Source organism: Kribbella sp. NBC_00709, from assembly GCF_036226565.1.
Classification (GTDB): Bacteria; Actinomycetota; Actinomycetes; order Propionibacteriales; family Kribbellaceae; genus Kribbella.
The window spans coordinates 8,337,023-8,349,403 of the sequence record NZ_CP108996.1 but is presented as its reverse complement, the minus strand read 5'-3'; the positions used below and the strand labels follow the sequence as shown (position 1 = coordinate 8,349,403).

General features: G+C 68.8%; 8 protein-coding genes. 4 read left to right on the top strand and 4 right to left on the bottom strand.

What is annotated here, in order from left to right; all coding sequences use genetic code 11:
- Window positions 1-47: 47 nt before the first annotated feature.
- Together OHA18_RS40585 and OHA18_RS40580 are read right to left on the bottom strand one after the other, a co-directional pair.
- Window positions 48-1,460 (bottom strand): sensor histidine kinase, encoded by a 1,413-nt coding sequence (locus OHA18_RS40585; RefSeq protein WP_329000724.1) that lies wholly within the window; start codon window positions 1,458-1,460, stop codon window positions 48-50.
- A 22-nt stretch (window positions 1,461-1,482) separates the two neighbouring features.
- Complete coding sequence (locus OHA18_RS40580) at window positions 1,483-2,160, bottom strand: response regulator transcription factor (RefSeq protein WP_329000723.1); 678 nt, start codon at window positions 2,158-2,160, stop codon at window positions 1,483-1,485.
- A 121-nt stretch (window positions 2,161-2,281) separates the two neighbouring features.
- Here OHA18_RS40580 and yicI point away from each other — a divergent pair, with 121 nt between their 5' ends.
- A complete protein-coding gene (gene yicI, locus OHA18_RS40575) occupies window positions 2,282-4,531 on the top strand; it encodes an alpha-xylosidase (protein WP_329000722.1) in 2,250 nt (749 codons plus the stop codon).
- Here yicI and OHA18_RS40570 read toward each other — a convergent pair.
- Both OHA18_RS40570 and OHA18_RS40565 read right to left on the bottom strand, forming a co-directional pair.
- Window positions 4,480-7,257 carry a glycoside hydrolase family 3 protein gene (locus OHA18_RS40570; protein WP_329000721.1) on the bottom strand — a complete coding sequence of 926 codons (2,778 nt, stop codon included), beginning with the start codon at window positions 7,255-7,257 and terminating at the stop codon, window positions 4,480-4,482. The genes yicI and OHA18_RS40570 overlap by 52 nt on opposite strands.
- 291 nt (window positions 7,258-7,548) lie before the next feature.
- Window positions 7,549-8,736, bottom strand: coding sequence for an ROK family transcriptional regulator (locus tag OHA18_RS40565; protein ID WP_329000720.1), 1,188 nt, complete (start codon window positions 8,734-8,736; stop codon window positions 7,549-7,551).
- 106 nt (window positions 8,737-8,842) lie between these two features.
- On the opposite strand from OHA18_RS40565, the gene OHA18_RS40560 reads away from it, so the two are divergent.
- From OHA18_RS40560 to OHA18_RS40550, 3 genes are read left to right on the top strand one after another with little or no spacing between them, the layout of a single operon-like run.
- Window positions 8,843-10,510, top strand: coding sequence for an ABC transporter substrate-binding protein (locus tag OHA18_RS40560; protein WP_329000719.1), 1,668 nt, complete (start codon window positions 8,843-8,845; stop codon window positions 10,508-10,510).
- Entirely contained in the window at window positions 10,494-11,477 is a 984-nt protein-coding gene (locus tag OHA18_RS40555; protein ID WP_329000718.1) for an ABC transporter permease, read from the top strand. The genes OHA18_RS40560 and OHA18_RS40555 overlap by 17 nt, the downstream gene beginning before the upstream one ends.
- Entirely contained in the window at window positions 11,474-12,379 is a 906-nt protein-coding gene (locus tag OHA18_RS40550; RefSeq protein WP_329000717.1) for a carbohydrate ABC transporter permease, read from the top strand. The genes OHA18_RS40555 and OHA18_RS40550 overlap by 4 nt, the downstream gene beginning before the upstream one ends.
- Window positions 12,380-12,381 lie beyond the last annotated feature (2 nt).

Genomic DNA, 12,381 nt, shown 5'->3' with positions numbered 1-12,381 from the left:
ACCTCCTGCCCCCCAGCTTCGTCCTGCCGGGCGACGGGCACCACCCCTCAGCTCGGTAGAGTCACGGTGGCCGTGGTGCCCCCGGTGGTTGAGGGGGTCAGGGTGATCGTGCCGTTGTGGGCGCGGGTGATCTCGCGGGCGATGGACAGGCCCAGGCCGGAGCCGCCGCTCGCGCGGGAACGGCTGGTGTCGAGCCGGACGAAGCGTTCGAAGACCCGCAGCCGGTCCTCCTCGGGGATTCCGTCGCCGTCGTCCTCGACCGTGATGATCGCCGACCCGTTCTCCTCGGCCGTGGTCAGGCGGACGCTGGTGTGCGCGGCGCGGGCGGCGTTGTCGACGAGGTTCCGCAGTACCTGGCTCAACCGGGCCGGATCGCCGACCACCCGGACCGGGTGGATGTCACCGGTGACCTTCAATTCGGGCACCGAACTCCGCAATCGCTGGAGCTCCGCCGCGACCAGATCGTCGAGGTCCACGTCGGTCTGCCGCATCCGGAGCCCGGTGTCGTCCGCCTTGGCGAGCAGCAGCAGGTCCTCGACGAGCTGCCGCATCCGGTCGGTCTCGGTCTCCATCACCGCACTCAGTTCGCGCCAGGCCTTCCCGGTGGTGTCCGCGCCGATGACCTCCAGCGCCGCGGTCAGCGTGGCCAGCGGCGACCGCAGTTCGTGACTCGCATCCGCCACGAAGGCCCGCTGGGTCGCCTGCCCGGTCTCGAGCCGGTCGAGCATCTCGTTCATCGTCACCGCGAGCCGCGCGATCTCGTCCCGCGTCGCCGGCACCGGGACCCGCTCGGTCAGGTCCCGCGTCCCGATGCCCTGCACGCGGGTGCGGATCCGCTCCACCGGCCGCAACGCCTGCCCGATCATCAGCCACCCGGCCACGCCGACGACGATCAGCAGCGCCGGGATCCCGGCCACCAGGTACTTCGCGACCGTCGTGACCGTCTGCCGTTGCGTCTCCACCGACGACGCGACCACGACGGTGTACGTCTGTCCGTCGTACGAGGCTCCCTGCGCGACGACCAGGTAGTTGTGGTCGTCGTCGATCAGCGGCATCTCGCCGACCTCGGCCCGTAGCAGTGCCCCGGCCGGTGGGCGGAGGTCGGTCAACGGCGTACCGCTGACCCGGGTCGAGGAGGCGGCGATGACCCGCCCGGACGGATCCAGGACCTGGACCAGCTGGGTGGCGCGGGTGGTCTCGGCGAGATCGCGCGCGAGCCCCGCCGTACCGTCCGCGCTGACCTGGCCGGCCACGTCGGCGACCCGGCCTTCGGCGGCGTCGGAGACCTCGGTGATCAGGGCGCGTTGCAGGAGCAGCAGCAGCGCCGCGGCGCCGATGATCATCGCGACGGCGACCACGATGACAGCAGCGGCCGTCGAGCGGCTCCGCACGCTCGCCTGCCGGAACCCGCCCGCGGTCCGGTACCACCCGTCGACCCGTCGTCGCACGACCGTGCTCACCCCGCCAGTTTCGCAGGTACGGCTATCCGCCTTCGGGGTTGAGCCGGTATCCCATGCCCCGGATGGTCTCGATCGCGTGCCGGGCGAACGGGGTGTCGATCTTCTTGCGCAGGTACCGCACGTAGACCTCGACCACGTTCGGGTCGCCGTCGAACGCCGGGTCCCAGACCGATGCCAGGATCTCGGTCTTGCTGACGGTGTCACCGCGGTGCCGCATCAGGAACTCCAGCAGGCCGTACTCGCGCGGGGTGAGCGTGATCTCCCGCCCTTCCCGCTCGACCCGTCGCCGGCCGAGGTCGAGCGACAGGTCACCGGCGGTCAGCACCACCGGACGCTCCGGGCCACCGCGGCGGATCAGGGCCCGCAACCGGGCCACCAGGACCAGGAAGCTGAACGGCTTGGTCAGGTAGTCGTCCGCGCCGAGGTCGAAGGCATCGGTCTGGTCGTACTCGCCGTCCTTCGCGGTCAGCATCAGCACCGGCGTCCAGATCCCGCGCGCCCGCAGCATCTCCAGCACGCGGTACCCGTTGAGCTTCGGCAGCATGATGTCCAGCACGATCACGTCGTAGCTGTGCTCGGTCGCCGCCCAGACCGCGTTCTCGCCGTCGTGCACCATCTCCACGACGAACCCGGAATCGGTCAGTCCACGGTGGACCGTGTCCGCCAGCCGCAGCTCGTCCTCGACCATCAGCACTCGCATCCACCCAGTGTCACCGTAGACCGCTGAGAATCCGCTGAGAGCCACAAACTTGACGCGGTCAAGTCGGCCCACCTAGCGTTGTCGAAGCGCTTCGACGACCTTCCGGGAGAGGCTGGCCACGATGAAGTTCAGCGACGGGTACTGGCAGCTCCGGTCGGGACTGACCCGCTTGCGGCCGGCCGAAGTCGAGAGCGTGCAGGCGGGGGAGCGGGAGCTGACCGTGTTCGCGCCGGCCCGGCGGATCGAGCGCCGCGGTGACACCCTCAACCAGCCGATGTTCACGGTGACGTTCTCGTCCCCGGCGCGTGGGGTGATCGGGGTCCGGATCGCCCACCACCTCGGCGGCCTGCCCGCGCGACCGGCGTACCGGTTGAACGTCGACGACGAGCACCCGGTGAAGGTGGACGTCGGCGCCGCCGAGGCGCGGCTGACGTCGGGCGAGCTGAGCGTGGTGATCGCGCTCGACGGGCCCTGGGACGTGCGCTTCGAGCAGGACGGGAAGCCGCTGACGAACTCCGGTGCGCGCAGCGTCGGCCTGATCACCGATGCCGATGGCAAGCATTACGTCCACGAGCAGCTGGCGCTCGGCGTCGGTGAGACGATTTACGGCCTGGGCGAGCGGTTCGGCGCGTTCGTGAAGAACGGCCAGGTCGTCGACAGCTGGAACGCCGACGGCGGGACGTCGAGCGAGCAGGCGTACAAGAACGTCCCGTTCTACTTGAGCAGCAAGGGGTACGGCGTACTCGTCGACAGCCCTGCCCGCGTTTCGTTCGAGGTCGGCTCGGAGGTCACGTCGCGCAACCAGTTCAGCGTCGAGGGGCAGGAGCTCGGGTACTACGTCTTCGCCGGCCCGGCCCCGAAGGACGTCCTGCGCCGGTACACCGCGCTGACCGGACGGCCCGCTCGCGTTCCCGCCTGGTCGATGGGGTTGTGGTTGTCGACGTCGTTCACCACGGACTACACCGAGGAGACGACGAGCGGTTTCGTGGCCGGGATGGCTGAGCGCGATCTCCCGTTGAGCGTGTTCCACTTCGACTGCTTCTGGATGCGGCAGTTCCACTGGTGCGACTTCCTGTGGGATCCGGTCGCGTTCCCGGACCCGGCCGGCATGGTCCGCCGGTTGAAGGACCGCGGTCTGCGCGTCAGCCTCTGGATCAACCCGTACATCGCCCAGCGGTCGGTGTTGTTCGAGGAAGGCCGGCAGCTCGGGTACCTGGTCCAGCGACCCGACGGCTCGGTCTGGCAATGGGACATGTGGCAGGCCGGCATGGCGATCGTCGACTTCACCAATCCGGACGCGACGGCGTGGTACCGGTCGAAGCTGCAAGCCCTCATCGACCTGGGGGTCGATTGCTTCAAGACCGACTTCGGCGAACGGATCCCGACCGACGTCTCCTGGTACGACGGTTCCGGCCCGGAGCGGATGCACAACTACTACGCGCAGCTCTACAACGCCGCGGTCTTCGGCCTGCTGGAAGAGAATCGAGGCGAAGGCGAAGCCGTCCTGTTCGCCCGCTCCGCGACGGCCGGTGGTCAGCAGTTCCCGGTGCACTGGGGTGGCGACTGCGAGTCGACGTTCGAGGCGATGGCGGAGTCGTTGCGCGGCGGATTGTCCTTGGCTGCTTCGGGTTTCGGCTACTGGAGCCACGACATCGGTGGATTCGAAGGCACCCCCGATCCCGCGATCTTCAAGCGCTGGGTGCCGTTCGGCCTGCTCTCGTCCCACTCGCGCCTGCACGGCTCCTCGTCGTACCGGGTGCCGTGGGCGTTCGACGAGGAGGCGGTGGATGTACTGCGGAAGTTCACCAAGCTCAAGCTGTCCCTGATGCCGTACCTGATGACGGCCGCGGCCGAGGCGCATCAGGACGGCGTGCCGATGATGCGGCCGATGGTGCTGGAGTTTCCCGACGATCCGGCGGCCGCCTACCTGGATCGCCAGTACCTGCTCGGTCCCGATCTGCTCGTTGCGCCGGTGATGAGCTTCGACGGCGAGGTCTCGTTCTACCTGCCGCGCGGTCGATGGACGTCGCTCCTGACCGGCGAGGTGCTGTCGGGGCCGGGGTGGGTGCGGCAGACGCATGGGTTCGACAGCTTGCCGGTGCTGGTGCGCGAGGGAGCCGCGATCCCGATCGGGGCAGTCGACGACCGGCCGGAGTACGACTGGTTGGACGGGGTCGAGCTGCGTTGGTTCGAACCGAGCGAGGGACAGACGACAGTGGTCGAGCTGCCCGACGCTGACGGGGGAGTGGCCGCAGTGATCGAGTTGACCCTGCGCGACGGTCAGGTTGAGTCCCGGGTGATCGAGGGCATCTGCGAGCGCTACACCGTCAAGCTCTCCAGCACGACGCCACCATCTGAGAAGACGACGTAGAGCGTGTGCACCCCGGTCGTCGGTAGGAGTTCACCGGCGACCGGGATGAGCTCCTCTGTCGGCGGTACCTGCGCTGTGCTCAGCAGTTCACCCTGCAAAGGGTCGTCGAGGCGAAACTCGAGGGTCGCGGGCAGGTCGCTGCGGTTGGCCACCCGGGCCTGGTACTTCGTGGGGCCGAGCTTGATGTCGTCGAATGCCAACCAGGCTTGGGGCTCCAGCGAGATGGTCCCGTCGGTCGTCAGGGTGATCGCGCAATAGTCGTCGAAGTTGGTCGCGGCGAGTCGGTCGAGGGACCGCGGCGGGATGCGTTCGCCGCGGACGTCGAGGGTCGCGGTCAGTCGCAGGTCGGCGCTGGACCGGCCGATCATGACGCTGTGGCGGGCGGACTCGACGCAGTGGCGGTCGCGTGTCACGTCCCAGAATCCGAGGTCGCCGGCGGCAACGGTCAGCTCGACTTCGACGGTCTCTCCAGGCGCCAGGGACAGCCGCCGGAAACCACGCAACTGTCGCAGCGGTTGCTTGACCCGTGAACGCTGCTGACGCGTGTACAGCTGGGCGATCTCGGTGCCCGGCCGGTCCCCGGTGTTCGTGACGGTGAACGCCACCTGGACCTCGCCGTCGGCCGGGATCGACGGTGCGCTGAGCCGCAGATCGCCGTACCTGAAGGTCGTGTAGCTCAGGCCGTGGCCGAAGGGATAGAGCGGCGTGCCCCGGTAGTAGAGGTACGTCGCGTCCGTGGTGATGATGTCGTAGTCGAGCAGATCGGGCAGGTCCGCGGCGGAGTCGTACCAGGTCTGGGTCAGGCGTCCGGCCGGGTCGTGGTCGCCGAACAGTACGTCGGCCAGCGCGCGACCGTACTCCTGCCCGCCGTGCGCCGACCACAGGATCGCCGGCAGGTGCTGCTGCGCCCAACCGATCCCGAACGGATAGCTGCTGCTCAGCACCAGCACCGTGCGCGCGTTCGCCGCGTGGACCTGGCGGATCAGGCGGTCCTGAGCGGTGGGGAGGTCGAGGCTGTCCCGATCCTCGGTCTCGCGGCCGTTCACCAGCGGATGGTTGCCAGCGACAACGATCGCCACGTCGGCGCGGGCCGCGAGCTCGGCTGCCTGGGCGACGCCGTCGACGACGACGTCGAGCTCGAACGCGGTCGCGTGGTCGGCCAGACCGACGGCTCCTTCCGAGTCGACATGAAGGTAGCGGTCGCTGTGCAGGTGCTGGATCAGCACCGTGCCGGCCAGATGCACGAACCTGAACGTCTGCTTGACTTCCCACCCGTTCGGGCCGGGCTGATCCGCGACGAGCTCACCGTCGTCGCTCACGCTCAGATGCTGCCCGTTGTGCTCCGACCGCAACGCGAACGCATCCCCACCCCAGTCGAACAGGTCGAATGCGCCCGGCTCGCGGTCGGCTCGCAGTACGGCGTCCGGACCCACAGCCAGGTACGACGACGAGTCGGCGATCCGGAGCGTGATCCGGTCGACGCCCTCGCAGTACTCGACGCGCTCCCGGCCGAGCCGCTCGACGATGCCGTCCAGGGCGGTGATCTGGTACGGCAGCGTTCCGGCGTACCAGTCCTCTCTCAGGGCGCCGGCGAGCGGCCCGAGGATGGCGATTCGCCCGAGCGACGTGGACAGGGGCAGGACCTGGCACTCGTGTTTGAGCAGGACGATCGCCTGACGTGCCGCGTCCTGGGCGAGCTCGCGATGCGCGGGGCAGTTGACCAGGTCGGGCTCGAGGCCGCGGTACGGATCGAGCTCGGGCGGGTCGAACTCGCCGAGCCGGAGCCGGATCGCCAGCACCCGTCGTACCGCGCTGTCGATGTCCGCCCGCGTGATCAGGCCGCGATCGAGCGCTTCGTCCAGGCGGTCGATCGTCGGGGTGGAGTTGGTGTCGTCCTGGGTGAAGCTGTCCACGCCGGCCTTCACCGCCGCGGCGTACGCGGTCGGGCCGTCGGGCAGGTGCTGTTGCAGGCCGAAGAGATTGCCGGGCGCGTACGCGTCGCTGACAACCAGTACGTCGTCGGTGGTCCAGGTGCGGAGTACGTCGTTGATGAGTGGGCTGAGGTGGGCGGGCCGTCCGTTCACCAGGTTGTACGACGGCATCACCGCGACCGCTGCGCCGGACTCGATCGGGGCCCGGAACGCCGGCAGTTCGTACTCGTGCAGGACGCGGGGCGGGAGGTTGCTCGAGGTCGTGCAACGGTCGGTTTCGTTGTTGTAGGCAAGGAAGTGCTTGAGGGTCGGCGCGGTCTTCAGGGACGCCGGGTCGTCGCCGGCCAGACCGCGTCCGTACGCGGTGGCGATGACACCGGTCAGCCAGGGATCCTCGGCGTACCCCTCCTCGTTGCGGCCCCAGCGCGGGTCGCGGAGCGGATTGACCACGGGCGCCCAGACGTTGAGGCCGACGCCGGCCGGGTCCTTCCGGTGGAACACGCGGACCTCGTCGCCGACCGCGGCGCCGACGGCTCGAACGAGCTCCGGGCTCCAACTGGTGGCCAGACCGACCGCCTGCGGGAACACGGTCGCCGGGCCGAGCCAGGCGACGCCGTGCAGCGCCTCGGTGCCGGTGCGGAACGAGTCCAGGCCGAGCCGCGGGACGGGCGGCTGGTACTGGTGCAGCAGCGCGACCTTCTCGTCCGGGGTGAGCCGGGCCAGGAGATCGTCGATTCGCTCGCCGGTCGGCCGGGCCGGGTCGCGGAACGGGGGGAGCGGAGCTGGAGTACTCATCGGCGATCGACTCCACGGGCTGTGTGTCGAAGCGCTTCGAACGAGCATCGACGACGATTGATCGAAGCGCTTCGACAGATCGGGCGTGAACAGAGGGTTGCATCCCGAGCGCTGACGGTCAAGACCTCACCCGGCCCCCCGGGGTACGCGCTTACCGGCGGGTCGGGCGGGTTGGGCGTACCGAAGAACGGGTAGTGGTCGGCCCCCGGCCGCACCCGCCGGCGCGCCCGCGGCGCGTTCGGCGCCGGGCCGCCCACCTCTACCCGTTCTTCGGTACGCGTCGGGCGAGGGTCAGCGGGTGGGGAGTTGGCCCTGGGTGAGGGGAGTGAGGGCGTGGGCGGCGGCGCCCAGGGGAGTGGCGGTGTCGGGGAGGGTGGAGGCGAGGACGGTGCAGCCGCCGGCGTCGGGGGCGATGGTGGCGTCCCGGAGCGCCTTGTCGATGGCGGGGGTGAGGTGATCGGCGAGCAGGGCGTAGGCGCCGCCGAGCAGGACGACCTCGGGGTTGAGGCTGTTGACGAGCGCGGCGATGCCCTGGCCCAGGTAGGTGCCGGCTTCGGCGAGCACCTGCGTCACCGCGGTCTCCTGGGCGTCGGCACGCCGGATCAGGTCCTCGAGCTGGAGCTGCGGATCGCTGTCGGTCCCGCCCATCTGTGCCAGGATCGACGGCAGGCTGGCCAGCGCCTCGAGGCATCCGCGTCGACCGCAACCACAGCGCGGTCCGTCCGGCACGAGGCGCAGGTGGCCGATCTCCCCGACGTACCCGAGATGACCTTCCAGCGGTTTGCCGTCGACGATGATGCCCGCTCCGACGCCCGTGTCGCCGGTCAGGCGGATCAGATTCGTGGTGCCGGCCTGCGGGCCGTACAGGTGCTCGGCCAGCACGCCCAGCGACGCGTCGTTGTCGACTGTGATCGGGATGTCCGGTCGCCCGAGCGCTGCCGCGAGCTCGGCCCGCAGCGGCACGTCCCGCCACCCCAGGCCGGCGGCCAGTACGACGGCGCCGTCGCGGTTCACGAGTCCTGGTACACCTGCCGTGATGCCGAGCACCCGCCGGCCGGACGACTGGACCGCAGTGACCGCCCGGCGAGCAAGGGTGGCCAAGGCCGCGATCGTCTTCGCGGGTCCGGCGTCGACGCCCGGCCCGGCGCGGTGCCACCGCAGTACCTGGTCTCCGGCCGTGTCGCAGCCGAGTGCGATCAGTCCGCGGGCGCTCACCTCGAGCCCGATCGTCGCGTACGCCGACCCGTCGAGGACGAGCAGCGTCGCTGGGCGGCCGACGTGGTTCTGGGTCTGCTGGGTCTCCCGGACCAGCCGGCGATCGAGCAGATCGCCGACGATGCTGGTCACGGTCGCCTTGTTGAGGCCGGTCCCGGTGGCGATCGCTGCCCGCGAGCAGGGTGCCTCGCGGCGCAGGTAGCCCAGCACCGCGGCCAGGTTGGTCGCGCGGATGTGGGTGTGGTCCGCGGTCTGTGTGGTCAAGGTCCGTCCCTCGATCGTGTCCTGGGTCAGTTCTACACCTTGTCGGGCTGTCCGCTCTGAGCTAATTTGTTTGGCTACTAGCCCAACTAATTCTAAGGGATCGACTATGACCGGACCAGTGCGTGGCGGAGCCAGCCGCCGGACGTTCATCTCCCTGCTCGGCGCGGGCGCGGCCGCTGCCGCCGGTGGGGTCACGCTGACCGGCTGCTCCGACGGCAGCTCCGGGGCGACCACGGCCGGCCGGGCTGCCTCCGAGGACAAGCTGGCCGGGCTGCTGCCGAAGTACACCGCTTACGACCCGGTCACGCCGGACCTCCCCGGCGAGAACGGCGCGTCGCCGGGCTTCAGCCACTACCCGAGCGAGTTGAAGCGGGCCGTGCCGGACAAACCCGTGACCAGCGGCAAGGAAGTCTCGGCGATGACGCCGCTGTGGAGCCCGCTGCCGCCCGGGCTGGGCAACAACACGTACTACGACGCGAACAACGAGCGGATCGGCGCACCGGTCCGGTTCAACATCCTGAACGGCAACGACTACGGCGACAAGCTCGGCCCGATTCTTGCGGCCGGCAACGTTCCGGAGCTGCTCTGCATCCCGGGCTGGAACATCTCCAGCCTGACCCGGTTCGGCCAGGCCGCGGACAAGCTGTTCGAGGACCTCACCCCGCATCTGGCCGGCGACAAGGTGTCGGCGTACCCGATGCTGGCGAACCTGCCGACCCGCGCCTGGGCGTACGGCGTCTGGAACAACCAGCTGAAGGCGGTGCCGTTCCCCTCGGACGGGTTCCCCTGGATGATGATGTACCGCAAGGACATCTTCGACCAGGTCGGGGCGGAGCCGCCGAAGAGCGCCGACGAACTGCTGGCGCTGGGCAAGCAACTGACCGACGCGAAGGCCGGCCGGTGGGCGTTCGGCTCGGTCGCCGACGAGGTGGCCCGGGCCTTCGGTGCGCCGGGCGGCTGGCGCAAGGACTCCAGCGGCAAGCTGGTCAACAAGATCGAGACGCCGGAGTTCGAGGAGTCGGTGGCCTTCGTCCGGAAGCTGTTCCAGTCGGGATACGTGCATCCGGAGGTAGTCGCGAACGCCGGCGCGGACGAGAACGCGCTGTTCGAGGGCGGCAAGTTCGCGATCCGGCAGAACGGGCTCGGTGGCTGGCACGAGTCGTTGCAGCGGCAGCAGACGGTCAACCCGGCGTTCAACCCGCAGCCGGTGATGCCGTTCGCTCACGACGGCGGTACGCCGATCACCTGGGGCGGCGATCCGGCCGGCATCTTCACCTTCGTGAAGAAGGGCGTCGGCGAGGAGCGCGTGAAGGAGCTGCTGGGCGTTCTGAACTACACCTCCGCGCCGTTCGGGACGGAGGAGTACGTGCTCTACAACTACGGGGTCGAGGGCAAGCACTACGTTAAGCAGCCGTCCGGTGCTCCGAAGCTCACTGCTTTGGGACAGAAGGAGGTTTCGCAGACGTACGTCTTCCTGGGCGGCCGTCCGACCGCGATCACCGAGAGCGAGTATCCGGGGTATGTCCAGTCGATGAGTGCCTGGCAGAACGCCGCGGCGAAGGTCCGCGAGAAGAACCCGTTCGACGGGATCCGGGTCGAACAGCCGGCCAAGATGGCCGCACTGAACCAGCCGTTCGACGACGCGCTGCAGGACATCTTCCGCGGCCGCAAGCCGGTCAGCGAACTGAAGACCGCCGTCAAGCAATGGCAGACCAACGGCGGCGACGAAGGCCGCGACTTCTACGCCAAGGTCCTCAGTGACAACGGTCGTTAAGCCCCCGGTGCGGGCCACCCGGCAGGCACGTCCGGTGCGGGCGGAGAAACCGGCCGGCATGGGGTTCCGGCATCGGTTCCGGCGGGACTGGCCGCTGCTGGTGATGGTGCTGCCGGTGATCGTGCTGCTCGGCGTCTTTCACTACTTCCCGACGCTGGGCAACGTCATCGCCTTCCAGGACTACTCGCCGTACGCCGGGATCCGGGGCAGCGAGTTCATCGGGTTCGCGAACTTCAGCCGGATGTTCTCCGAACCCGCGTTCTGGAAAGCGGTCGCGAACACCTTGTCGATCACCGCGGTCCAGCTGGTGTTCTTCTTCCCGATCCCGATCGCGTTGGCGCTGCTGCTGAACAGCGTCTTGTCCAGCAAGCTGCGCAACCTCATCCAGGGAGTCGTGTATCTACCGCACTTCTTCTCCTGGGTGCTGGTCGTGTCCCTGTTCCAGCAGATGATCGGCGGCGCCGGACTGCTCGCCCAGACCCTGCGCGACCACGGTCACCAGGCAGTCGACCTGATGACGAAGCCGGACACGTTCATCCTGCTCGTCACCGCACAGTCGGTCTGGAAGGACGCCGGCTGGGGCATGATCGTGTTCCTCGCCGCCTTGTCGACCATCAACCCGGCGCTCTACGAGGCCGCCGCGGCCGACGGCGCGAACCGGTGGCGCCGGCTCTGGCACATCACGCTGCCCGGCCTGCGCCCTGTGATCGTCCTGCTGCTGATCCTGCGGCTCGGTGATGCGCTGACCGTCGGCTTCGAGCAGTTCATCCTCCAGCGCAGCGCCGTCGGCGGCGGCGCCGCGGAGGTGCTCGACACCTACGTCTACTACCAGGGCCTGCTCGTCGGTGACTTCGGGTACGGCGCCGCCGCGGGTCTCTTCAAGGGCGTCATCGGCCTGATCCTCGTCCTGCTGGCCAACCGATTCGCGCACCTGGTGGGCGAACAGGGGGTGTATTCGCGATCATGAGCACGAAGGCTGTCTGGGAAGAAGAACCGACGGCGGTCGGGCGGCTGGGTAAACCGGTGGTGCTGAGCCTGATCGCGCTGGCCGTGGCGTTCCCCCTGTATGTCGTGGTGGTGACGAGTCTGTCCAGCACGAAAGCAGTAACGCGGGCAGGCGGGCTGGTCGTCGTACCGCGGGAGTTGACGCTCGCGGCCTACGTGCAGCTGCTGTCCGGCGGCGTGGTCACCCGCGCTCTGCTGATCAGCGTGCTGATCACCGCGGTCGGTACGGCGTTCAGCCTGGGGGTCACCGTCCTCGCGGCGTACGGGCTGTCGCGGCCGGGATCGTTGTTCCACCGGCCGCTGCTGTTCGTCGTACTGCTGACGTTCTTGTTCGGCCCGGGCATCATCCCGAGCTACCTGCTGGTCAACTCCCTCGGGTTGATCGACCACTACGCGTCGCTGATCCTGCCGGCTGCCGTATCGGCGTTCAATCTGATCGTCATGCGCTCGTTCTTCATGGGGATCCCGGCCGAACTGATCGACAGTGCGCGGATCGACGGCGCGGGCGAGTTCGCGATCCTGCGCCGGATCGTGCTGCCGTTGTCCAAGGCAGTGGTAGCGGTCGTCGGACTGTTCTACGCGGTCGGCTACTGGAATGCGTTCTTCAATGCGTTGCTGTACATCAACGACAACAACAAATGGCCGCTGCAGATGGTGTTGCGCACATACATCGTGCAGCAGCAGCCGCTGCCGACCGGTGCGGGTGGTGTGGCGACCGGCGTCGGTCTCGGCCTGCAACCGGCACCCGGTCTGGCGATCAAGATGGCGATCGTGGTGATCGCGATCGTTCCCGTTCTGCTCGTCTACCCGTTCATCCAGCGGCACTTCACCAAGGGCGTCATCATCGGCGCGGTCAAGGGGTAACG